General features: G+C 53.9%; 16 protein-coding genes. 12 read left to right on the forward strand and 4 right to left on the reverse strand.

All coding sequences use genetic code 11. From position 1 onward, the window contains the following. Positions 1–153 precede the first annotated feature (153 nt). The gene (locus JMJ04_RS27385) at positions 154–1,152 is read left to right on the forward strand and encodes a CHAP domain-containing protein (protein WP_201373584.1); all 999 of its coding nucleotides are present in this window, start codon (positions 154–156) and stop codon (positions 1,150–1,152) included. A 148-nt stretch (positions 1,153–1,300) separates the two neighbouring features. Here JMJ04_RS27385 and JMJ04_RS27390 read toward each other — a convergent pair whose 3' ends face one another. Together JMJ04_RS27390 and JMJ04_RS27395 are read right to left on the reverse strand one after the other, a co-directional pair. After that, positions 1,301–2,089 (reverse strand): PhnD/SsuA/transferrin family substrate-binding protein, encoded by a 789-nt coding sequence (locus JMJ04_RS27390; RefSeq protein WP_201373585.1) that lies wholly within the window; start codon positions 2,087–2,089, stop codon positions 1,301–1,303. 5 nt (positions 2,090–2,094) lie between these two features. Further along, positions 2,095–2,730, reverse strand: a complete 636-nt coding sequence (locus tag JMJ04_RS27395; protein ID WP_201373586.1) for a hypothetical protein — start codon at positions 2,728–2,730, stop codon at positions 2,095–2,097. Between the two features lie 471 nt (positions 2,731–3,201). Here JMJ04_RS27395 and JMJ04_RS27400 point away from each other — a divergent pair, with 471 nt between their 5' ends. Both JMJ04_RS27400 and dnaE read left to right on the forward strand, forming a co-directional pair. Continuing rightward, entirely contained in the window at positions 3,202–4,677 is a 1,476-nt protein-coding gene (locus JMJ04_RS27400; RefSeq protein ID WP_201373587.1) for a GAF domain-containing sensor histidine kinase, read from the forward strand. Between the two features lie 364 nt (positions 4,678–5,041). Then, positions 5,042–8,563, forward strand: a complete 3,522-nt coding sequence (gene dnaE, locus JMJ04_RS27405; RefSeq protein WP_201373588.1) for a DNA polymerase III subunit alpha — start codon at positions 5,042–5,044, stop codon at positions 8,561–8,563. Between the two features lie 65 nt (positions 8,564–8,628). Here dnaE and argF read toward each other — a convergent pair whose 3' ends face one another. Next, the gene (gene argF, locus JMJ04_RS27410; RefSeq protein ID WP_201373589.1) at positions 8,629–9,636 is read right to left on the reverse strand and encodes an ornithine carbamoyltransferase; all 1,008 of its coding nucleotides are present in this window, start codon (positions 9,634–9,636) and stop codon (positions 8,629–8,631) included. 448 nt (positions 9,637–10,084) lie between these two features. Further along, positions 10,085–10,774 (reverse strand): O-methyltransferase, encoded by a 690-nt coding sequence (locus JMJ04_RS27415; RefSeq protein ID WP_201373590.1) that lies wholly within the window; start codon positions 10,772–10,774, stop codon positions 10,085–10,087. 49 nt (positions 10,775–10,823) lie between these two features. Here JMJ04_RS27415 and JMJ04_RS48920 point away from each other — a divergent pair, with 49 nt between their 5' ends. The 9 genes from JMJ04_RS48920 to JMJ04_RS27460 all read left to right on the forward strand — a co-directional run bounded on the left by JMJ04_RS48920 (position 10,824) and on the right by JMJ04_RS27460 (position 23,942). After that, positions 10,824–10,916: a hypothetical protein gene (locus JMJ04_RS48920; protein WP_420799528.1), complete on the forward strand. Its 93-nt coding sequence runs from the start codon at positions 10,824–10,826 to the stop codon at positions 10,914–10,916. A 524-nt stretch (positions 10,917–11,440) separates the two neighbouring features. Then, positions 11,441–13,000, forward strand: coding sequence for an N-acetylmuramoyl-L-alanine amidase (locus JMJ04_RS27425; protein WP_236038434.1), 1,560 nt, complete (start codon positions 11,441–11,443; stop codon positions 12,998–13,000). Positions 13,001–13,341: 341 nt separating this feature from the next. Further along, positions 13,342–14,844: a PAS domain-containing sensor histidine kinase gene (locus JMJ04_RS27430; RefSeq protein ID WP_201373592.1), complete on the forward strand. Its 1,503-nt coding sequence runs from the start codon at positions 13,342–13,344 to the stop codon at positions 14,842–14,844. Between the two features lie 307 nt (positions 14,845–15,151). Beyond that, positions 15,152–15,571 carry a MarR family winged helix-turn-helix transcriptional regulator gene (locus JMJ04_RS27435; protein ID WP_201373593.1) on the forward strand — a complete coding sequence of 140 codons (420 nt, stop codon included), beginning with the start codon at positions 15,152–15,154 and terminating at the stop codon, positions 15,569–15,571. Positions 15,572–15,578: 7 nt separating this feature from the next. After that, positions 15,579–16,379 (forward strand): ATP-binding cassette domain-containing protein, encoded by an 801-nt coding sequence (locus JMJ04_RS27440; RefSeq protein WP_201373594.1) that lies wholly within the window; start codon positions 15,579–15,581, stop codon positions 16,377–16,379. A 37-nt stretch (positions 16,380–16,416) separates the two neighbouring features. Continuing rightward, positions 16,417–17,217, forward strand: a complete 801-nt coding sequence (locus tag JMJ04_RS27445) for an ABC transporter permease (RefSeq protein WP_420799529.1) — start codon at positions 16,417–16,419, stop codon at positions 17,215–17,217. 168 nt (positions 17,218–17,385) lie between these two features. Beyond that, on the forward strand, positions 17,386–20,553 hold the full coding sequence (locus tag JMJ04_RS27450) for a winged helix-turn-helix domain-containing protein (RefSeq protein WP_201373595.1): 3,168 nt from the start codon (positions 17,386–17,388) through the stop codon (positions 20,551–20,553). Positions 20,554–20,999: 446 nt separating this feature from the next. Then, on the forward strand, positions 21,000–22,778 hold the full coding sequence (locus JMJ04_RS27455) for a S53 family peptidase (protein ID WP_201373596.1): 1,779 nt from the start codon (positions 21,000–21,002) through the stop codon (positions 22,776–22,778). Between the two features lie 264 nt (positions 22,779–23,042). Further along, entirely contained in the window at positions 23,043–23,942 is a 900-nt protein-coding gene (locus tag JMJ04_RS27460) for a VOC family protein (protein WP_201373597.1), read from the forward strand. Positions 23,943–24,018 lie beyond the last annotated feature (76 nt).

A 24,018-nucleotide genomic window follows, 5' to 3' on the forward strand; every position in this document is an offset into this window, starting at 1 on the left:
CATACCAATCTTACAGCCATATACTCCTATTTGTGGATGCAAAGCTTGACCCACGAATAGCATCTTCTGTAGAGTTATCTCTAAAGAGAAAAATCTAGCATTAACGGCTATACACATATTTGCTTTTCAAGAGCTTTTGAAGGATGTATTTGCATGTCTGCGATGGATCGAGAACCGACGGATCTAAAACCTATTTATGGTCCAGGCCCTTACAGTGGAACCGGTGTGTTTACTGGTGATCAGCAAGCTTTTTATAATGCCCCTAATGCCCACAATGCCGGGGGTGGCGCGCCTACTCCTATAGCGCCTACTCCAGAGTATGGGCAGACGGGACCGCTCGGGTCGCCCAACACGACCAGGGCATTACTGGCGCCCAATCCTACCACGCCGCTTCCGTATCATGCCCAAAATAAGGCCCAAACCGGGATGCTGGGCAAGAGCAAGACGACCGCTCTACGCGAGCCTCTGCTTATCAAGGGCGAAGGGAAACGCGAAACAAGTATTCGCCCCCCACAGGGGAGGCGCGCAGTTATCCAGATCTCGGTCGCGGTCCTGATGCTCTTTATTATGGTTGGAAGCCTGCTCGCGGTAAATACACTGGGAGGTCCCACCAGTGGTAGTGCCATCACGAATCCCGCCAACCTGGGCCTCAACAATTCCACTAACCTCTCTGATTCGCAAGATCCCAATCAGAGTTCGATTCTCTCCCAGGCAGCGACGGCAACGGCGGTCTCGATTTACGGCAATAATGATGTTAGCTACTCAGATAACGGTTCGGGTGGTTCGGTGGCCGGTGGTTCCTCTAATCATGGAGCTTATGGGCAATGTACCTACTGGGCTGCAATGCGTTTTCATGCTGTGACTGGCGTCTGGGTGCCCTGGTATGGCAATGCCTGGGAATGGGCCTCTGGAGCGCTCCAGTATGGCTGGCGTGTCTCCTCTAAACCGAGTGTGGGCGCAATCATTGTTCTCCAGCCGGGAGTGCAGGGAGCGGGCGGTGTTGGACACGTGGCGTATGTCGAGAGCATCAATGCCGACGGATCCGTCTATACCAGCAACTACAACTGGTATAACAATGGCGGTGGCTTCGCCAGGCTCTCCTACTGGACCTTCTATCCCGGCTCTGGCGTCTCCTTCATCACCTTGCCATAAATTATTGGTACATTCCTTGTTTAAAGTGTATGAGGTGGAAACCTACTCACCATGACGCGAAAGGGCTCCCCATCTCCCAAAATCCCAACAGAACTACGCATAGGCGCGGGGCGGCATTGCCGCCCCGCGCCTATGCGTGGAGGATATTTTATTTGCTTGTCACCAGGGCGAACATGTGGCGGATGTCGTCATAGGCGCAGTCGGCGACCGGGATGAAGCGCTCTATTCGACCAGCTTGCAGGTGTTGGGCCGCTTCGGGGTCCAGGTGCATTGAGAGCAATGCCGCGCGTATCTCTTGCCTGAGTTGTGGCTTCAGGCGGGTTGAGATAACGAGCGGCGGTACGCCTGAGGGACCAAACGCGTCGATGATGCGGAACTGTGCCACATAGTCTGGCCGTTGCAGGCGCAGAACGTCGAGCACATGCGAATCGATGGCCGTAACGTCGGCGCGTCCATCGTGCACTGCCTGGAGCGATTGCAGGTGTGAGCCAGTCGCGAGGGCGCTACGAAAGAAACTGGGGTCCAGTCCGCGCTGGTAGAGGTTATAGCGCACCAGGTTGTAGCCCGAGTGGGACGAAAACTCGTTATAGGCCCAGTTCGACCCATAGAGATCGGTGAACGTGGTGTAGGGACTCTCCTGGTGGACTACTATATCGGAGAAATAAATGGCCCTACCCTGGTAACGCTCGCCGTGGAGCGTGGGCGCGGCCAGTAACTCGACCTCCGAGGTCGGCTTGTCCCTAAGACGTACGTAGAGGAGACCACAGAGGAAGGCGATATTGTGCTCGCCTGCTATCAGCTCTTCCAGGGTCTCGCCGGTACGCAGTGTGGCGACCAGGCCCAGGCGCTCGCCGAGATAGCGCGTAATATAGGCGTAGGTCTCATAGAGCAGCGGCGAAAGATAGGTCGCGACTCGTAGCTCTTGATGGTCAGTCATATTCCTCACCGCTCCTTCCCGCTCAGTGTCACCAGTTCCACCACTGATTTTTGCATGCCTTCGAAGAGATAATAGCGGCTGGTGTGTAGTTGTAAGGCATCTTGTGAAGCAGGCGTAAGCATGCCTTGATGTAGGCGAATCCAGTCATAGTAAGCGGGCGCCAGCTCATATGCCGCATAGGTATGCCCGGCCATCCCTTTGAGGTGTGTACCCAGGCCCGAACCTTGAAAAAGCACCAGGTTATACCAGAGGCGAGGACGTAGCGCGAACGAGGAGTAGCTCACCAGACTCGGTACATTAGCCACGTTTACCAGTAGCTCCTGATCTATGCGGCTGATCTCGTCAACCAGGCAGGGCGGAAGTTGTGAACGCCGCTGGCTCACGAAGCCAACGAAGGAGAGCTGAGGGGCGCTTTTCAGAACATCTGGTCGATAGATGGCGATCCGATGCGCACGGTTATTTGGCTCTACAAGTGTGTGCAGCCAGGGCTGTTTCTCATCTTCCTCAAGTATGGGTTGCTCTAGCAGGCAACGCAAACGCGTGTGCATAAAGTTGAGGACGAAGAGGTCGGTCCGGTTCTTCTTAATAATGTTCTTTGACTTAGAGAGTGCTGGCTGTACATAGTTGAGGGTAGTGCTCATTGCTTTACCTCCTCTTAAAAAAAAGGCATATGCCTCTAGCCATCATGCTATCAGCATGATAGTACAAATGTACGTCAAGTGCTTTCTCGTTTACACGTTTCTTTCAGGCAAGACCAAAGGGAGTATTAGCGAGGACAACAACAGAGGCGGCGCATAGAAGAGCAGCAGAAGAGTGGTAGAGGGGTTGAGGAACGCGGGCTAGTAATTGCGTTTTGTCTTATCCACATACAAAATTCCATCCTCGCAAAGAATAAATAGGGCAGCACTCTCAGATAAAGTGAAGCTATTCGTATTGTAAAAGGCTAACCTTCCTTTTGTCAAGATAATATTGAGTTAATTTATCAACATAGTCATAAATAGGTGTAGCTTAGCTTGATTGATAGCGAGATAATAATGTAGAAGGGTACTTTTGCCAAATCGAGCGCCTTCGACGAAGCTCTGTCAGGCTAGCAAATATATAAAGAGTATGCTATGAAGGAGCGGGAACTACGAGAGTCAGAGACCAGCGAATCTCCGATATCCCAGGTCAAACCACCGCATGAGGAGAAGCAAGCTGAGAAAGCGGCCTCGAACATAGCCAGTAAAAATAAGGCAAGGCTAGAGGAAGCAGTGCTTGTCGAAGCCAATCACGCACTCCTGGAGTTTGTCGCGACGCTTCCTACCCTGCCTGTTTGCAATACGCTGTCTTTACCACAGGAAGCGTGGATCTCGCTCACGCAAATGGCAGATATTGGTCAACACCTGGTAGAACTTGTAAAGCAGCAGATGAAGTGCGACCAGGTGTTGTTATATACCCATACTTTTCCCGAGGGTTATGCCTTTTTACTTAGTGCGTCTGGCCTCTCAGAGGAACAACTTCACAAGCGCTGTGCATTATCTGGTACATACAGGCTGAGTGATTACTTTAACCAGGACATTATTGAGCGTCTCCATAACCAGGAAGCTATCATCCTATCGCGCTCCCAAATTCACTTACCTCCCGAGTACGCTAACGACTTTAGCGAACAAGCCATGCTTATTGCTCCCCTCTACGCCAAAGAGTACCTGGTTGGTAACCTGGTCGTTGGCCGGACAGATAAAGAAAAGCCTTTTTCTGAACGAGATATTGAACTGGTGAAGGCTATCGCGACCCTAATTGTGCTGGTTCTCGAACGCCTGTTAGCGCTGCAAAAATGGATGGAGGTCAGCGCTAGCGGAAAGGTGCTGGCAGAAACCAACCAGCGTATGAATGACTTCATCAACCTGGCAAGCCATGAACTTAATACGCCGCTTACCGCCGAGATTGGAAGCATTCAACTGGCGCAGCATCGCTTGCAGCGCTTACGGAAAAGTCAGCAGAATCAGCCCGGAGTCCAGAGGCAGTTAGACCGCGTTGAAAGTGTGCTCCGTAGTGCGCTGGAGAGCGCGCATCAACAGAAGCACATAATCAACTACATGGTCGACGACTCTCTGTTACAGAGCAATAGCCTTACTCTTAAGAAACACCTCTATAACCTGGCTGATATTGTGCATGATGTGGTAGAAACGATGCAGCCCGCCTATCCTCAGCGTCTTATCCGCGTCTTTTTTGCTGATTCGGAGGCCGACTACCCGGTCTGCGTGGATAAGGACCGCATCAAAGAGGTGCTGCATTGTTTTCTTGAGAATGCCCTGGCCTATTCCTCGCGGGAGAGCGCGGTTGATGTATGTGTGAGCAAGAGGGGGAGTGAGGTCCAGGTTCAGGTTCAGGATCGAGGACCTGGATTATCATCCAGGGACCAGGAGCATATTTGGGAGCGTTTCTATCGCTCCCAGGGCCTCAGCGTGCAGCATCGGCTTGACCTGAGCATGGGCCTGGCTCTCTACCTTTGCAAATGTCTGGTCGAGCTTCATGGAGGAGAGGTTGGCCTGGAGAGTACCCCCGGCATCGGCTCCATCTTCTGGTTCTCTCTCCCCCTCTCCAAATAGGCGCCCCCACCAACCGGGTAAAAAATAGTGAGAGGTGATATGGCTGGCATCGTCAGCCATATCACCTCTCACTATTTTTTCTACCCATCTTTGTGATGTGTTCAGGCTCGATCACGATAAGGAAACGTCCGAGCGGATGTTTGATCTGGTATACTTAAGAAGGCCAAAAGGTCCCTCTTTTCTCCCAAGCCTGGCATAACTTCGTGTTGAAAGAGGTATCATTGTTGTTGTGATGGTGGTATGTGCCTGCTCGTGGTATTTACCACGAGCAGGCACATACCACCATCACAACGAGCAATTGCGGATAATGAGAAGCTCTGTCACTGATTATAATTATTGATATATTAGCGGGAAGATATTTTTAATGCAAAATTTTACTGATTTCGCGCATCTGCATGTCCATACCGAGTACTCCCTGCTCGATGGTTTTAGCCGCATCAAGACGCTGGTGAAACAGGCCAAAGAGTTGGGTATGAAGCACCTGGCGATCACCGATCATGGTGCGATGTATGGCGCGCTGGAGTTCTACAAGGCGTGCAAGGCTAATGATATCCGTCCTGTGCTGGGTGTCGAGGCGTATCTGACCGAGGATATGAACGTCAAGGCCAAGAAGCGTGGTCAGCGTGACTACACTCATCTGCTCCTGCTGGCGAAGAATAACACTGGCTACCGCAACCTGATGAAGATGATGACCATCGCCAATACCGAGGGCATGTACGCCAACCACGCCAGGATCGATAAGAACATCTTCTCTCAATATGCCGAGGGCATCATCGCTACCTCTTCGTGCCTGGGCGGCGAGGTTCCCCAACTGTTGCTGGAGGGGAAGGAAGACGAGGCCAAGAACATTATTCGCTGGTACCAGGATGTGCTGGGACGAGGGAACTACTATCTAGAGATTCAGGAACATCATGGCCACGAGAAGGACGGTACACCCTCTCCCCAGGGCAAGCTGAATAAGATGCTCTATGGCTTGCACAAAGAGCTGGATGTGCCCATGATCGTCACCAATGACCTGCACTATGTTCAGGATACGGACGCGCACGCGCACGAGGTCCTGCTCTGTGTGCAGACGGGTAGCACCCTCAGCGACCCCAACCGCTTTGCCTTCGATAGCGATGAATACTTCCTGCGTAGCCCGCAGCAGATGTTCGATCTCTTCCCCGAGCTACATGATGGCCTGCTCAACACGGTACGCCTGGCGGAGCAGTGCGAGGTCGATCCCCTGGCCTACAAGGCGCAACTGCCCAAAGTCGATATTCCACCCCAGTACAGCACGCCCGACGAGTTCCTCTATGCTCAGTGTCTGGAAGGCATTCGCTATCGCTTTGGCGAGCTGACCGAGCCGTTGAAGCGCCAGCTTGACTATGAGTTGAGCATCATCGTGCAAAAAGGCTTTGTACCCTACTTCCTGGTCGTGGCGGACTATGTGCGCTGGGCGCGTGAGCAGGGCATTCGCTGCCTGGCTAGAGGTTCGGCGGCTGGTAGCCTGGTAGCCTTTACACTGGGTATCACCAACGTTGATCCTCTGCGTTACCAGTTGCTCTTCGAGCGCTTCCTCAATCCTGAGCGCGACGACATGCCCGATATCGATATGGACTTCCCCGATGACCGGCGTGAAGAGGTCATCCGTTACCTGGGCGAGAAGTATGGGCACGAGTGCGTGGCGCAGATGGTGACCTTCAATAGCATGGCCGCCAAGCAGTCGGTAAAAGATGTGGCGCGCTCGATGGGACGCCAGGACCTCGGCGATAAGATCTCGCGCCTGATTCCCACAGGTCCCAAGATTACGCTGCAAGGCTCCCTCAACGATGTGCGCGACCTGAACGACCTCTACCAGCGCGATGGCGAGGCCAAGGACCTGCTGGATATGGCGCTCAAGCTGGAGGGCTCGGTACGCTCAACGGGCGTGCATGCCGCGGGCGTGCTGGTCGCCAATGAGCCGCTGGTCAATTTTGTGCCGCTCCAGAAACGTGAGGGTCGAATCTCGACCCAATACGAGCACGCTCACCTGGAAGAGATCGGCCTGATCAAATATGATATCCTGGGCCTCTCCAACCTGACCATTCTCGATAATGCCGTGAAGTTTATTAAAGAGTCACGGGGCGAGGACATCAATCTGGAGAAGTTGCCGCTGGACCCCACTGGCGATCCCGAACTTGACCGTAAGCGCCAGAAGGCTTATGAACTCCTGGCGGCAGGCGAGACCACCGGCGTCTTCCAGTTGGAAAGCGCGAAGATGCGCGAGTATATCAAGATGCTCAAACCAACCTGCATCGAGGATATCACCGCTATGGTCGCGCTCTACCGTCCGGGTCCGATGGATAGTATTCCCGAGTTCGTTGACGCCAAACATGGACGCAAGAAGGTAACCTATCTCGATCCGCGCCTCTCGCAATGGCTGGAGGAGTCGTACGGCGTCATCGTTTACCAGGACCAGGTGCTTCTCATCGCTGTGAACCTGGCAGGCTTCTCCTGGGGCAAGGTCAACAAATTCCGTAAGGCACTCAGTAAAAAGATCATGCACGAGGTCGAGGGCTACAAGGGCGACTTCTTGAAGGGCTGCGTCAAGAATGGCGTGAAGCAAGAGGTCGCGGAGACGCTCTTCGAGCAGATCCTCCCCTTTGGTGGCTACGGCTTTAACAAGGCCCACGCCGCGAGCTACGCCGTCGTGGCCTTCTACACCGCCTACCTCAAGGCCAACTATACCGCCGAGTTCATGGCCGCGACCATGACCGCTGAGGCCGCGGACGCCAAGAAGATTGCCAACGCCATCGCCGAGTGTAAGCGCATGGGCGTCGAGGTGCTTGGTCCTGACGTGAATAAGAGCCAGAAGGGTTTCGCCATCGAGAACGGCGGCATTCGCTTTGGGCTGCTCGCCATCAAGGGTATCGGTGATGGCCCAATCGACGGTATCATCCAGGCCCGTGCCGAGGGCGGCCCCTTCAAATCGCTAGGTGACTTCTGTACCCGCGTCGATGCTCACGCGGTTGGTAAGGGAGCTATTGAGACACTTGTCAAGGTCGGCGCGATGGACTCCCTCACGCCGGGCGAGAATCAGCGCCATATCCTGCTGGCCTCGGTTGAGCGCGCGGTCCAGTATGGCAAGAGCGAGCGTTCCGCCAAGGAGCGTGGTATGGTAAGCCTCTTCGGTGATCTTGAGGAGGTGAGTAGTTCGCTGGAGTTTAGTCTCTCGACCAATGCCCAGGAGATTCCGCGCAAGCAACTGTTGGAATGGGAGCGCGAGCTGATCGGCGTCTATATCGCCAAGCATCCCCTGGCCTACCTGAGCGATATCTTTGTAGAGCGTGGAGCGACGCACACCATCGACCAGGTGACGGAGGAACTGGACACCAAGAAGGTCACCGTGGGCGGCATGATCAAGGAGGCGCGGCGCATCACGACCAAGAAGGGTGATGATATGTGCGTCGTGCAGCTTGAGGATATGTATGGTACCCTGGGCATCACTATCTTTCCCCGCACCTATGAGCAGACCAAAGAGCTGTGGCAGGAGGGAAGCATCGTACTCGTCAAGGGAACCGTCCAGGTGCGCCGCGACGAGCCCGGCATCCTCTGCGACAACGTCGAGCCGCTCAAGAAGGCCGAGGAGGAGATGAACCGCAAGCGCTACCAGGTCTGGTTCACTGTCAATATCAGTGGCGATGACGACATCTCCGTTTCCAACGACATCATGAAGGTGCAGGACCTCCATCGCTGCCTGAGCGAGAAGCCGGGTCGCGACTACTACGAGATCTGCGTCTGCAACGGCGAATGGATGGTGCGCCTGACGCCACACAACAACACCATGAACTACAACGATGTTCTGCATAGCCAAGTCGCCCGTATGCTCGGCAGCGACTCCATCCAGGTCACCGTCATGGATTAAATATAAGAGAAAACAACGACCCGGTCGCGGAACGCGACCGGGTCGTTGTTTTCTCTTATGGCTATCTACAAGCACTTACTGAGAGTTGCCACGAGGACGGCCTTGGTGGTGTGCAGGCGGTTCTCGGCCTGGTCGAAGACAATGGATGCTTTGGACTCGAAGACCTCGTCGACGACCTCGGCCCCATCCAGCCCATATTCTTTGTAGAGCTTCTGACCCAGCACTGTTTCCTTATTGGCGATGGCGGGGAGGCAGTGCATAAATTTGGCGTCGGGATTGCCAGTCAGGGCCATGGCGTGGCTATTGACCTGGTAGGGGAGGAGTTGCTGGATGCGCTCGCCCCACTGGCTGGTGTCCTCGCCCATGGAGAGCCAGACATCAGTGTGGATAAAGTCGCAGCCCTTGACCGCGCTCTCCAGGTCTTCGGTTACCGTAATGCGCGCGCCTGTCTCCAGGGCCAGAGTCCGCACATAATCCAGGCTCCTTTCATCCGGCCAATAGGCCTTGGGGCCGCCCAGGCGGATATCCATGCCCAGTTTGGCCGCGCCCAGCAGGAGCGAGCGTCCCATGTTGAAACCAACATGTCCCAGGAAGGCAAAGGCGACCTCGCTGAGTGGCTTTGATGTATGCTCGCGCATCGTAAGCAGGTCGGCCAGGACCTGGAGGGGATGCTCCTCATCGGTCATACCATTCCAGACCGGGACGCCAGCGTAGCGGGCCAGGGCCTCAATATTCTGCTGGCTGGCGCCACGATACTCGATGCCGCTATACATGCGTCCCAGCACACGCGCGGTATCCTGGATTGTCTCTTTATAGCCGATGTGTGAGCCGCTGGGACCGATATAGGTGACCTGCGCGCCCTGCTCAAAGGCCGCGACCTCGAATGAGGTGCGTGTACGCGTGGAATCCCTCTCGAATATCAGTACGATATTCTTGCCGCGCAAACGTTGTGTCTCGCGTCCCTCCGCCCTGGCGGCCTTCAGCTCGGCTGACTGGTCGAGCAAATAGTGAATTTCCTCTGCCGAGAAATCCTTCAGCGTGAGTAGGCTCTTGTTAAACAAGTTAAAAGGCATACGGTCTCTTCCTCCTGCTGTGGTGTGGCCAGTGGATATCAGGCCAGTGTTACCGGATCGATCCAATGGTCGCCAGTGCTTGTGTCTACGCCATTGTAAGAGGTACAGGTATATGGAACGTTCGCACAGTCGGGAGAGAAAAGATAAAGGCTCTCATTTCCTGCTTAGTTCTTATGCGGAAACCAATGTCACTCACGTGACTAGCGCTTCGTCCCCATTCGGGGACACGCGCTCAGGTTTCCGTATAGGAGTTCGCCCTTTTTGCCTGATGCACCACATAGCCGCCCTGCGCGTAGAGGACGGCTCTTAACTAGAGCACTGGATTAAACACAATTATATCTCATGAGTTTCACCTGTTGCCAGGGGAACGCCCAATGATAATGTCCTCCCGACTCTGGATCGACCAGAGTAGCATCAGCCAGGTAAGAGACACCATTGCTGCTGTTTCTCATTTGACAACCGAAATCGAAAATCCGTCGATGCCATTGTAGATATCGTCATTGAGCAGTGCTGCGCTCACTAAGCGTGGATGTTCCAGGATCTTGCGCGTGTATTCAGCGGCTCCAGCGGAGCTGGCATCTGGCGGAGGATTTTGGTAGGTACGTCCATGGCGCACAATATTGTCCGCGATAATCAGCGCTCCGGGGCGGCTCAGGGTCAGAGCCCACTCCAAGTAACGCGAGTTATTGATTTTGTCGGCATCGAGAAAGATCATATCAAAGGGAGCCTCGGAGACAAGCTCTGGCAGCAGATCAAGCGCTGCTCCCACTCGTACCTCAGCGCACCCTGAAAGTCCTGCTGCTGCAAAGGTTGCTTTCGCTATCTCCGCATAGTGCGGATCAATCTCGAGCGAGATCAGTTTGCCCTCAGGGGGCAGTGCCCTTCCCAGCCACACGCCGGAATAGCCAGCGTAGGCACCGATCTCTAAAATTTTGCGGGCTCCACACGTCAAAGCCAATACCTGAAACAATTTACCCTGCGATGGCGAAATTTGCCCGCCTGGATGTTCCATGTGTGCTACACAATCGCGCAACACCTGATCCTCGGGAGCAAATCGTGCCTCCACCTCCCGGAGGATCGCAGCCCGTTCTCTTGGATCATAGCTCATCTGCCCCTGAGTCGATGGTGAAATGGTCATAACAGGTGAAAAAACTCCTTCTCTGTAAGATATCTTCTTCCATTATCGCATAGTTTACGATATTGCCTGGTCTCCCAACGGAAAATATCTTGCTTCAGGCAGTTCTGATGGCTCAGTTCAGGTCTGGCAACCAGAGATATGAGTCGTGCAACCCTCTTTCACCCTGTCATCGTGCGCCTCGGCTGCTCAGCTGAGGCGCTATCTCGTGAATGGGTAACCCTGGCTGGCTATGAGCGCGCATATTTACTTATTGATATGTTATACTTACAAGTGGCTGAGCAATTTACAAAGCTTCTTCGGGGATAGTTCCTTATAAATGCTCATGCACCCTCAAGCCGACAGTGAGATAGATCGGCTTCTTTCCTTCCTTCTAATGTTCTACTGAAAACATGATTGGGGGTACGTTGCACTATGCGACGCCAAAAATCACTTGTGTCCTTCGCCCTCCCCATGCTTGCGGCACTTTTAAGTGCCCTGGTTCTGACTGGTTTTAGTGGAGGCGCAGCTAGAGCCAATGTCTCTACTACCACTAGTCTGAACACGGCTTTTACGCAAGCTTCTCAGGAGAGTGGAGTTCCCATCTCGATTCTTAAGGCGCTCTGTTATATGGAGGGACGTCTAAGTAATCACGGAGGCCATCCTAGCCTTGATGGAGGCTATGGATGTATGCACTTGATTCAAAACGAGCGCGGTGATACGCTTACCCAGGCAGCTAAAGCGCTACATGTAGATCCACAGCAGTTAAAAAGCGATAGCGCGACCAATATTCGTGGAGGCGCAGCCGTGCTGCACGATGAGGCCATTCAGCTCTCGCCCAGCCACACGCTACCAGGGAATTTGGGCGATTGGTATGGCACGCTTGTGGCATACAGCCATGCTACAACGCACTCCACTGCATTGATGTATGCAGATGCGCTGTTTAAAATTGTGCAGAACGGCTTTAGTGCTCCTAATGAAACCGGAGAGGTCGTCACGCTTGCTCCTGAGAGCGTGAAGGTCAACAAGGCAACTGCGAGCAATATCAAGGCTGCGACTACGATACCTTCGGGTTGCCAGGTCGATGCCAATGTCGACTATCCAGGCGCCGTTGACTGTATTTTGGACCCTAACGCCTATGATTGTACTCCCCCACCGGCGGTTTATCCCTATTGTACATATGAGAGCGCGAATCGTCCTACCGATTTGAGCGTGAACTACGTGGTTATTCACGATACCGAAACAAGTCTGCAGGGGGCGCTAAACGTCTTCCAGTCTCATACATCGGGCGTCAGTATCAACTATATTGTAGATACTGATGGAACGGTATATGAACTTGTGCATGACAAGGATTTCGCGTATCATGTAGGCAATTACTGGTACAACCAGCATTCCGTTGGTATCGAGCATGTTGGTTATGATGCGACGGGCTTCCTCTGGTATAACGCCGCGCAGTATCTCGCTTCGGCCAAGCTGACTGCCTACCTGGTTAATAAATACAATATTCCTTTGGACCATGATCACATCGTTTCGCATGGAACGGTCCCATCTCCAAGTCTCTCCACCAACCATGTCGATCCAGGTCCCTACTGGCTCTGGACCTACTACCTCAACCTGGTACAACAGGAGTCGGGTGCTCCGTTTACGGCCAAGAGTAAGGATTCACATATCATTACGCTCAAGCCTTCAACGGATAAGAAGCCCCTTGGTAAGAATGGGACAGAGACGCCCGCTAACTTTAACTTTTTCTATCTCTACACCGGGCCGAGTACTCAATCGGCGCGCATCCCCCAACTGGGCGACCCAACTGATGTAACGGACGAGACCAACAACGTCGAGACGAATATCAGTTACTACTACCTGGCGAAAGTTAAAGACCCTGCGGGAACAGGGGATACACTCTATGAGATCTGGTATGGTGAATCCGACCAGGCGCATAGCACGCCCTCCAGCCTCTTGCAGTCGGCGCACCTGGCCTGGCTCGCCGTACCTCCTGGTGCTGCGGTAGAGGGACAGGGGACAGCGGTGACGCTGAACGATCCCAGTGGCACAGTTCCCATCTATGGCAGGCCCGTGACAGGAACCACAGTCATTGCGACGGCGCCTAGCAACGCTGTCTTTGTCTCAGGCTATACCTATGTTGAAGATGGCACTACCAACCTCTGGTACGAGATTAACTATAATCATCGCCAGGCCTGGGTGCCAGCTAGCGCTATTACCCCAGTCCAATCAATCAAGGCTGGAAAATAGAGCCCGCTACCGGCTACCCTAAAGGGCACATGGTACGCGGTTACTGAGGCGCACCTTATATTCCTAAGCTGGTGGAGTAGCAGTGAGCAGGCTGATGCCCGCTCACTGCTACTCCACCAGCTTTTTAAGCTACGCAGGCGCAAAATAGAGCAATATAGAAAAAGCGTATTCAGTCACGTTATTTATAAAGAGACGCGATGCACACTAATTGTTTAATCGATCAGTTTGTGTTACACAAATTTCTATGATATATTCAACATGAAAGTAACTGTGCCTTTTTTACGCGGAGACAGGAGTTAGTAGGGATGCTTACTCATCGTCTGCTATGGAGGAGTATATATATGTTCCCGCTCCCAAAGCTGCAAAAACAAGCTGTGATAACGCAAACACAAGAAGATTATCTGCATACCATTTTGCGCCATGCACGAGGTTATCTTGTTGTTTTAGATCTTGAAGGTGTGATTATAGATGTAATCGAGACCTGGTTGCCTATTACATCTATCCCCAAAGAGAAGCAGATCGGCGTACCCTTATGGCAGGTGGGCTGGTGGAATGGACTTCCCCATGAACAGGAGCAAATAAAGGGCGAAATTGCCAGGGCCGCGAAAGGGCATTCCATACGAGGAAGCGTGCGCTACCACACAGTGGAAGGCGAGGAGCGTTGTAGTAGCTATATCTTGAATCCTATTATTGATGAACAGGGAATGGTGACACAGATTGTTCACCAGGCCTTTGATATTACAGAGCAGAAGCGTAAAGAAGAAGAGCTATACCACATCTTTGAGATGTCACTGGATATCATCAGTGTGATTGATCTGGAGAGTCGCTATATCCAGGTCAATCCTGCCTTTGAGAAACTGCTTGGCTATAAACCAGAGGACGTTATTGGGCGCGATTCGCTAGATTATGTGCATCCCGATGATGTAAAGATCAAATGTACTGAGATGAAACGCTTGCAGTGTGGAGAAACCATACAAGCATCAGAGAATCGTTACCGCACGAAAGACGGAACCTATCGCTGGATCGCCTGGTCGGCGCGCCCCAATCTGGATGAAGGCGTGATTTATATCGTGGCGCACGATATTGATGAGCAGAAGGCCCAGGAGCAGCTTCGCGATACCTTTCTGAGCATGGCCAGTCACGAACTGCGCACCCCGCTGACCGGCATCAGTACAAGTTTGCAGATGATGCGTAAGCGCTTAAAATTACTGGCACCCGAAGAACCAGAGAAGTTTATTGAGATCACAGACCGCTTGCAAAAAAACCTGGAGCGCGCCGAACAGCAGGTGACCGCTGAATGTCGTATTATCAACGATATCGTAGATGCCAACCGTATCGCCAGGGGGCAACTGGCCATTAATCCCTTGCCTCTCGATCTCATCTGTATTGTGCGCCAGGTCATAGGGGATGCACAGATCACCAATCCTGAACGCTGTTTCGAGCTGACGTTTCCCGCAGAGTCATATATCCCGGTTATTGTGGATGCCATGCGTATTAGCCAGGTTCTCGATAACATCCTGGCAAACGCCATTAAATATTCGCCTGATGATCAACCTGTCAAAATCAATGTCGAAGTGAATGCCAAACACGTCAAGGTTGCCGTACATGACGAAGGCCCCGGCCTTACTCCGGAGGAGCAGAAACGCGTCTGGGAGCGCTTCTACCAGGTGCCCGGCAGGCGTATCCAGGGTGGACCCGGCGGCTCTATGGGCCTGGGCCTGGGGCTCTATATCTGCCAGACAATCATCTCACTTCACGGTGGCGAGATCGGCGTTAAAAGCGAACCTGGCCAGGGTTCCACCTTCTACTTCATTCTCCCCCTAAATCAACTCGCCAACCCATAGGCGCCACATTTACGGCGCGCAAGGCGATTTATCGCACGAATACAGAAATATGAGCGCTTTCCTATAACGATAGAATGTTGCATGACAAACATCACCAGGCTATATGCTCGGTTGCAACCTGGTATTGCTGCGATAAATCGCCTTGCGCGCGATAAATCGGGCGCCTATGGTGGGGGACTCTATGCACCTTGCCCTGTCAGGTAGCCTTTCTCTCGACCCCTTGCGTAAGCAACTAAACCTACGTATAATTGATTTGAATATCAAAACGTTTGATATTCAAATGCGGAAGGATACAGTACACACGTATATGGAGACAGAGCACCTCGCGGAAGAGCTGTTGACCCTGACACGTATAATCAGACCACTGCGTACCGCCGAGATGACGCCGCAGCAGTACTGGTTGATGCGCTACCTGGACAAGCACGGACCCGCAAGTCTGGGCGAACTGGCACATGGACTGGGTATCAGTCCAGGTTCTGCGACTACAGCGTGTAAGCGCCTGGAGAAGGCTGAGCTTATCACGCGCCAGCGCCGCACAGACGATGAGCGAGTAGTGCATATCGCGCTTACGGAGCAGGGGGAGGCCCTTATTGAAGCGGGGCGCAAACGTAGGCGTACGGTGCTAATGAGCCTGCTAGGCGAGCTTAGCGCTGAAGAACAGGAGCAGCTCCAGCACCTGATAGGTCGGTTGCTGGAGGTCGCGGAAGCCCAGGGATTTGGAGAATAGGATACGCATGACAGCAATCATTCAGGTCCGACAACTGGTGAAGCGCTTTGGCGATCACGAGGCGGTCAAGGGCATTAGCTTTGAGGTTGAACAAGGCGAGGTCTTTGGTCTGCTTGGACCCAACGGCGCGGGTAAGAGCACGACCATTAAGATGCTGACCACCTTGCTCTCGCCCACAGCGGGAGGCGCGACAGTCAACGGCTTCGATATTATCCACCAGACTAACGCGGTACGCAGTAGTATCGGCTATGTTCCCCAGGCCCTCTCAGCCGATGGTAATCTGACAGGTTTTGAGAACCTGCTCATCTTCGCGAAGTTGTATAGCCTTCCTCGCGCTCGGCGCAAGGAGCGTATTGAAGAGGTGCTCTCCTTCGTGGGCCTTACTGATGCCAGTGGCCAGTTGGTGCGCAACTACTCTGGTGGTATGATTCGCCGGCTGGAGGTGGCGCAATCTCTGCTGCACCAGCCACGCGTGCTCTTCCTGGATGAGCCGACAGTGGGCCTCGATCCCGTGGCGCGCCAGGCCATCTGGGACCACCTGATGCAACTTCGGCAGGAAAATGATATGACCATCTTTCTGACCACGCATTCGATGGAAGAGGCCGATAGCCTCTGCTCGCGCATTGGCATCATGCACCGGGGCGAGATCACCGCTATCGGCACGCCGGACGAGCTCAAGGCGACGGTGGATGGCGAAGATCCTGATCTTAACGATGTGTTTGTCTACTACGCGGGCGATGCCCTGGAATCAGGAGGGAGTTACCGTGAAACTTCACGAGCAAGACGCACGGCCCGAAGACTTGGCTAGCGAACAGCTATCGTTGGCGCAACAACCCGCGACCACTATCGCGCTTCAACACTCACCTGTAGCGGTCATATCCAACTTCTTCCGCAAGACCTTTACCATCGCCGAGTGGGAGGTGCGCAAGATCCGCCACGATTTCACTGACCTGATAACGCGCGCGGTCCAGCCAGCCCTCTGGCTGCTCGTCTTTGGTGAAGTTTTTACGCGCATTCGCGCTATCCCAACGGGCAAGATTAGTTACCTGGAGTTTATGTCTCCCGGTATTCTCTCACAGAGCGTGCTCTTCATCTCGATCTTTGCTGGCATCGCCATCATCTGGGAGCGCGACCTGGGTGTGATCCATAAGTTTCTTGCCAGCCCGACGCCACGTGGCGCGCTTGTACTGGGCAAAGCTCTCTCTACTGGCATTCGCTCGCTTCCCCAGGCCGTTGTCATCTACCTGCTGGCACTGTTGCTAGGCGTGCATATGTATATTAATCCGCTGGCGATCCTGGGTGTCCTGGTCCTGGTCATGATGGGCGCGGCCTGTTTCTCAACTCTCTCGTTGATCATCGCCTGTCTGCTGAAGACGCGTGATCGCGTCATGGGCATTGGCCAGGTAATTACCATGCCCATGTTCTTTGCCAGTAATGCCATTTATCCTATCGCTATTATGCCCTCGTGGCTTCAGGTTATCGCGCGCATCAATCCGCTGACCTATCTCGTCGATGGTGTCCGCATGCTCATGATTGGTGACGGCATTAGTGCTCCTGCCCTGCTAGCCGATTTCGGCATCCTCTTTGTGGTCACAACCATCCTGATCATTATCGGCGCGCAGCTCTATCCACGCATCGTCCAGTAGCACGCTTGCGGTACTCAAGAAGTATACATATGGGCGGGTGGCGCGGGTATTCTGCCCGCGCCACCCGCCCATACCCTTACATTACTGCTTGCTTCTATGCTTTGTCTTTGCTATACTCAGCTTGTGTTGGGGGAGTTGGGGATGAAATATGCTTTGTGAAAGGAATTCATGCCAAAATCACCCACTCATGCCCTTACATGGTCCTCCGAGAACAACACCTATATCCTTCATACGCCTGATAATCCACCACAGCTATTAGTGCCAGGCGAGGAAAAGCGCAGGCTTGACTGGCTTTCAACGCACACTTCTTTCACCTTTCAAGGTCAGTATGGCCACCTGAGCATGCTGAAAGAGGGCCGGTCACGAGGGTCAGGGTACTGGTATGCCTATCATACTGTTGCTAATCATACACATAAGCGCTATATCGGACGAGGAGCCAACCTGACGTTCGCGCGCCTGGAAGAGGTAGCCAGAGCTCTCAATAGCGAGCAGGTGCCTGCCACGCCTACGCTAATCCCGCCACCGCCTGAGACGGGGCAAATGCTGCAACTGGTAGAGACCAGGCTCTCTCATCCCCGCTTGCCAGCTCTACTGGTAACACGCGAACGCCTGCTGGATCAGCTTGATACTGCTCTCTCCTATCCTCTGACGCTGATCTCCGCCTCGGCTGGCTGGGGCAAGACGACACTCCTCTCCGCGTGGGCGGCCCGCTCTAACTGCTCTATTGCCTGGTTATCGTTGGATGAGCTGGACAATGATCCAGCGCGCTTCTGGATCTCTATACTCGCGGCGTTGCGTACCAGTTTGCCCAGGTTGGGCAAGACGGTCCTGGCGATGCTGCGTGCAGCACAACCTCCTCCACTTACCACCATTCTGATGACACTGCTCAATGAGTTGAGCGCCCTGGCCGAACCAATCGTGCTTGTGCTGGATGACTATCATGTGATTGGTGAGCAATCCGTGCAAGATACATTCCTCTACCTGCTTGAGCACCTGCCAGTAGATGTACATCTTGTGATTGCCAGCCGAGTCGACCCACCGTTCCCGCTCGCGCGCCTGCGTGTTCGCAACCAGCTCTTAGAATTGAGGGACGTGGATCTACGCTTTCAGACCGAAGAGGCGGCGCACTTCTTGACGCACACAATGGCACTCTCGCTGGAGGAGGCAGCGATAGTGACGCTGGCGAGTCGCACTGAGGGCTGGGTCGCGGGCTTACAGTTGGCGGCGCTTTCTATGCGTCACCATGTGGACCCTTCTACCTTTGTACAGACATTTTCCGGCGGCCATCGTCACCTGTTGCATTATATACAGGAGGAAATCCTGGTTGGCCAGCCACAGGCTTTGCAGGAGTTTTTGCTCCACACCTCCATCCTCAATCAGATGACGGCCTCTCTCTGCCAGGCTGTGACCGCTCAGGCCAATAGTCGGGAGCTTCTAGAGGCAGGTGTGCGCGCTAATCTCTTCCTGGTGCCTCTAGATGAGGAGCTGCGCTGGTATCGTGTGCATGCTCTCTTTCGTGAGGCGTTGCTAGCTCGTTTACGGGCCACACAACCAGAGATGGTACCGCTGCTCCAGCAACGCGCGGCTCGCTGGCATGAGCAGCATGGGGATGTGCGAGAGGCCATTGCCTATGCCTTGCAGGCAGAAGACTACACGTATGCCGCGTCTCTCATGGAGCGCGTCGCTGACCAGATGTGGCTGCGAGGAGAAGCACAAACCTTACATACCTGGATCATGGACCTACCCGAGGCGGTGCTACAGGGGCATGCCGCGCTCGCGCTCTCCTCCGCTCTGCATCTCCTGCGTAATACACTCTATATGGCAGATAACCACCGCGCGAAAATGCGCCTCCAGGTAGAGCAGACAATTTCCGCTGTAGAGCAGATGCTCCAGCGCAGCCAACAAGACCTGCTCCCAGAGAGAGAACGAATTCGGCTCTCCAATCGCATTCGCCTGTTGCGCGGGTGGCAAGCCATGAGAGATGTGTATCAAGAAGGCGATGGCGAGCGATTGCACGCGCTCAGCCAGGAGATGCAAGAACTGGTAAAAGATGACGAAGTGGCCTGGAAACTACCACCAACAGTCAGCATGGTCCTGAGTCACCATTTGCTTGGCGACTTCGCGCCGCTTGTGCCCTCTCTGCACAAAACGAAGGCATTGGCACAGCAGGCTCAGGATAGCTATATGCTTATTAAGATGATGCAGTGGCTGGCGAATGCCTACATGGTGACAGGTCATATGCATCTGTCTCACCAGGAGTGTTTGAATGCCCTTGAGTTGCTGGATCAGATGGGGGGGCAGATGACGACACGCGGCTACCTACACCTCACTCTGATTGAATTGCACCTGGTGTGGAATAACCTGGCGGAGGCAAAAGCACATCTACACCACCTGTTGCAGAACGCCCGCTCCTGGCAGAATCTAGACCTCTTCATGTTGGGATATTACTCTCAGGTTATGGTTTCTATCGCGATGGGAGACCTGGCGGAGGCGGAACAGGCGCTTCAGGAGTCCGAGGCATTGTTGGGGCGCAATAAGCTTGAAATCCATCGCGTCAAAGTAACGGCTGCACGCGTGGATCTCTGGTTGGCGCAGGGGAATCTTACAGCCACCAGGGCCTGGAGCTCCGCGTATGTCTTTGAACCAGGAGCGCTAGAAAACAACGATGAATGGGAGCACATGGCGCTGGTTCGAGCCTATATTGCCCAGAAGCAATATGCAGAGGCACAACACGTCCTGGCGCACCTCCTGGCAAACGCGGAACAGGGCCAGCGAGCATGGGATATTATCCCCCTGCTGGCACTCCAGGTCGCGGCACTCCATGGCTCTGGCGACCTCTCTCAGGCCAGGCAGATTGCAGCTCGCTTGCTAATGCTAACAGAGTCAGAGGGGCATATTCGCCCATATCTCGATGCCGGAGAAGCCATGGAACAGGTGCTTCAGAGCTTCCTCGACGACACGCCTGGTATGGAAGATACAGCCAACGTATTTCCCACTCTCTCTATCTCATATGTCTCGCTATTGCTCCAGTCCTTCAAAGAAGAGAAGGCCCGGAGAGCGCGCAAGAAGATGGAGCAAGCGTCTCAGGTAGAGCCAACACATATGCTCACACCAGGTGACAAGCCGCTCTCCCAGGTTCTTCTTGAACCGCTCACAACCCAGGAGCAACGAGTGTTACGTCTGCTGATAGCCGGGCAGACCTACGCGGAAATGGCAGAGACGCTGATCGTCTCGCGCAACACAATTAAAACACACGTTACGAGTATCTATCGCAAGCTGGGTGTCAACCGACGCCTGGATGCCATGGCTCTGGCCCAGCGCCTTCCTTTATGCTAGGGTGGGTGGGACGAAGCTGGGGACGAAGCTGCTAATCCCCATTCGGGGGCAAGCGCACACGTTTCCATATGATGGGTGTGGTTGGGTTCCGTGTTCTGCTGAAATTTTCGCAATTGTGAAATGAATCACCAACAAGGGTGATGTTTTCTGTTATATTCTCAACTATACTACTTTTCGTCTATGTACTCTTATCTGCTTAGTAGGGTCCATGCTGGCATGGACTCTGCTCACCCGGGAGAGTCCATGCCAGCATGGACCCTACTTAAGGGCTACATATGGCTGCGGGTAGAGAATGTAATGGTGTGTAAAGTGTGAAAGTCCCCTCATACTTTGCACTCCAGTGCACTCTTATCCTCGGGTCCAGGGGACTTCTGTCCTCTTGCCGCGGATTCATAAGCATCTGTGACACTTTATATATACTATGAAATTAAGGAGCAAATGAACCTATGCAAGGATGTTATAGTGGCGCGAGGAAACGTTTCTCTACCACGATTTCAGTCTTGAGTCTGCTGGCCGTCTTGCTCATGGCATGTAGTTCCGGCGACAAGACGACAGCGAACCCTACCCCAACCCCAACCGATGTGCAATATGTAGACTATGATTTGCATATTCCGTCCGACGGGCTCAACTCTCCAACCATTGGCCCGTTGCCACCCGATACAAAGCTGCACGTTATAATCACCTTCAAGGCCAATCAAGATGAATTGAAGAAGTTGAAAGCACTCAAGGACAAGGCTGACTCGGGTGTTGATCTTAAGCAGGAAGCGAATAAAATTGGTATTACTGATGAGCAGTATGCAAAGATTAAGCAGTATCTTGGCGTCGATGGCGTGAGCCTGAGCCTGGATACACTGCATACTAACCTCACCGTCGATGCCAAGGCCAGCCTCCTCGAGCGCCTCTTGCAGACCCGCTTTGTGCAGCATAAGCTCAAGAATGGCCGCGTCTTCTACGCGCCGGAGACGGCCCCTAAGATTCCTGACTTTATGAAGGATCGCATTGTTGGAATCAATGGCTTGGATAACTACAGCCAGGCGCCAACCGGGCATGCGAGTCTCCAGAAGGCCAGCCCCTTAACCAGCACTAGCAAGCAGACGGCACATGCCGACAATTGTTTCCTTGATGACCGGACCCTGAATAACCAGCAGGTCGCGCACGCCTATGGCTATGATAGCTTCTGGAAAGAGGGCTTCTCGGGCAAAGGCATGACTGTCGACCTGGTGGAACTAGAGAGCTTTGATCAGAGCGACGCGCAGGGTTATTTCGATTGCGTCGGCTATAAAGGCAAATTTAATGTTATCAATGTCGGTCAGGAACCACCAGCCGGTAAGGGCATTGGTGAGTCGACCCTCGATATTGACATGGTGGCGGGCCTGGCCCCCTACGCGGACATAAACGTCTACCAGGGCGTTGACGAGGAGGGTGTTGGCTCCTGGAACGTCTTCAATGATATCCTGGCCAAGATCGCCGATGACAACGCACATTCAAGGAAGTCGAGCGTGGTGAGTATCAGTTGGGGTGGGGCAGAGGCAAATATGACTCCAGAAGTCTATAACGCCATGAGCACCAACCTGCAATTGTTGACTGATGCCGAGCATATGACTGTCTTTGCCGCTAGCATGGACTGTGGCGCCTTCGCGGAGGGTGAGTGGAACCAGCTAGGTGTGGGTTATCCCTCCTCCGATCCCTATGCGACAGCGGTAGGTGGAACACAATTGACCGTGGATGGGCAGGGCAATCGCAGCAGCGAGGTCGTTTGGCAGGATGGCTCAGATAAAAGCAAGTGTGAAAACCAGTGGGGCAGCGGTGGCGGTTTGAGCAGCGAATTCGACCAGCCAAAGTATGCAGATACCCTTGGTCTGAAAAATAGCTACTCCAATGGTCATCGCCAGGTGCCTGATATTGCTGCCGTCGCCTATAACCTGGCCGTATTCTACAAAGGCGAATGGTACAACTTCATGGGTACTAGCGCGGCCACTCCAATCTGGGCCGCGGGCATGGCACTGCTGAACCAGAAGCTGATCGTCAAACATAAGATGCATGTCTTTAGTACAGATCTCTTCTATGAAGTAGCGCACACGAATCAGAGCAAGGGGCACCCCTTCTACGACATCACAAAGGGGAATAACCTACATTATCCCGCGACCAAAGGCTGGGACTACGCCACCGGCCTGGGCACACCCAATCTGACAGACTTCTACGCAACCGTAGAGGGCCTGTTGTAACCCGCTACTGGCGTACGCGGCTACTGGCTGTAATACCTTCCTCCGGCAAGGCAGGAGAGCCAACCCTTCTGCTCGAATAAATTGTAGGGTCCGTGCCAGGCACGGACCCTACAATTTTTGGAGGCATGTAATAGGTAGCCATTATACGTTACAGGAGATATGATAGATGGTGGACTGGCGACAGCCAGTTCCACCACCATCTATCATTTTTTATTCTGCGAGCCACATAGTGGCGAGAAGTCAACGACAAGGGAGACAGAAAAGATGGAGAAACTCACGCTGTCACCGGAGACCCACACCGGCCTGGTGACCATCGCGGTCTCGTCACTGGACCGATCCCTGGAATACTACCAGCAGAGCCTGGGCTTCCAGGTTCTTGAGCAGAGCGCTCAGTCGGCGCTATTGGGCGCGGGCGATACCGCTCTGCTGGCACTTGTAGAGCAAGAGCAGGCCCAGCCACAACCACCCCATACCACCGGCCTCTATCACTTCGCGATCCTGGTGCCCTCACGCGAAGATCTGGCCTATGTCGTGCTGCACCTGGCCCAGTCTCGCACCCCCGTTGAAGGCATGGCCGATCACCTTGTCAGCGAGGCCTTCTATCTCTCTGATCCCGATGGCAACGGCATTGAGATCTACCGCGACCGCCCACGCTCGGAATGGCCGATGAAGGAGAACGAGGTCCAGATGGCCAATGCTCCCATTGACGTTGATGCGCTGCTGGCTGAGGCTCAGAGCCAGAACCGTCCCTGGAATGGCCTGCCCGCTGGCACGCGTCTGGGCCATATGCACCTGCGCGTCGCCGATATCCAGAAGGCCGAGGAGTTTTATCACGACCTGCTAGGCTTTGATATCATGCAGAGCTGGCGTGGAGCGCTCTTCGTCTCCGCGGGCGGCTATCACCACCATATCGGCCTCAACACCTGGGAGAGCCAGGGCGCGCCACCCCCGCCCTCTAACGCTGTTGGCCTGCGCTTCTACACGCTGCAGCTCCCCAATGACACAGAGCTTGAGCGTATCTATGAGCGCCTCCAGACCACCAGCTACCTCGTAGAGCGCAACGACGCCCACACGCTCGCCCTGCGTGACCCCTTCGGCAATGGCTTACTCGTCACCAGCTCGCCCATCACCACCCTGGCAGCTGTGCAGGCTGGTCTGCAGTAATACTTTTTGATGGGTTAAATACGCTTATCCCCATAGACGTTATCAATAATGGTATCTATGGGGATAAGCATTGGTT

Source organism: Ktedonobacter robiniae, assembly GCF_016587375.1.
Lineage (GTDB): Bacteria > Chloroflexota > Ktedonobacteria > Ktedonobacterales > Ktedonobacteraceae > Ktedonobacter > Ktedonobacter robiniae.

Excerpts from the sequence above, each read along its gene's own strand:
- JMJ04_RS27395 (WP_201373586.1), bottom strand. The coding sequence starts at position 2,730 with ATGAGCACTACCCTCAACTATGTACAGCCAGCACTCTCTAAGTCAAAG.
- JMJ04_RS27385 (WP_201373584.1), top strand. The coding sequence starts at position 154 with ATGTCTGCGATGGATCGAGAACCGACGGATCTAAAACCTATTTATGGT.
- dnaE (WP_201373588.1), top strand. The coding sequence starts at position 5,042 with ATGCAAAATTTTACTGATTTCGCGCATCTGCATGTCCATACCGAGTAC.
- JMJ04_RS27455 (WP_201373596.1), top strand. The coding sequence starts at position 21,000 with ATGCAAGGATGTTATAGTGGCGCGAGGAAACGTTTCTCTACCACGATT.
- JMJ04_RS27415 (WP_201373590.1), bottom strand. The coding sequence starts at position 10,774 with ATGACCATTTCACCATCGACTCAGGGGCAGATGAGCTATGATCCAAGA.
- JMJ04_RS27400 (WP_201373587.1), top strand. The coding sequence starts at position 3,202 with ATGAAGGAGCGGGAACTACGAGAGTCAGAGACCAGCGAATCTCCGATA.
- JMJ04_RS27450 (WP_201373595.1), top strand. The coding sequence starts at position 17,386 with ATGCCAAAATCACCCACTCATGCCCTTACATGGTCCTCCGAGAACAAC.
- JMJ04_RS27440 (WP_201373594.1), top strand. The coding sequence starts at position 15,579 with ATGACAGCAATCATTCAGGTCCGACAACTGGTGAAGCGCTTTGGCGAT.
- argF (WP_201373589.1), bottom strand. The coding sequence starts at position 9,636 with ATGCCTTTTAACTTGTTTAACAAGAGCCTACTCACGCTGAAGGATTTC.
- JMJ04_RS27390 (WP_201373585.1), bottom strand. The coding sequence starts at position 2,089 with ATGACTGACCATCAAGAGCTACGAGTCGCGACCTATCTTTCGCCGCTG.
- JMJ04_RS27430 (WP_201373592.1), top strand. The coding sequence starts at position 13,342 with ATGTTCCCGCTCCCAAAGCTGCAAAAACAAGCTGTGATAACGCAAACA.
- JMJ04_RS27425 (WP_236038434.1), top strand. The coding sequence starts at position 11,441 with ATGCACTTGATTCAAAACGAGCGCGGTGATACGCTTACCCAGGCAGCT.
- JMJ04_RS27460 (WP_201373597.1), top strand. The coding sequence starts at position 23,043 with ATGGAGAAACTCACGCTGTCACCGGAGACCCACACCGGCCTGGTGACC.
- JMJ04_RS27435 (WP_201373593.1), top strand. The coding sequence starts at position 15,152 with ATGGAGACAGAGCACCTCGCGGAAGAGCTGTTGACCCTGACACGTATA.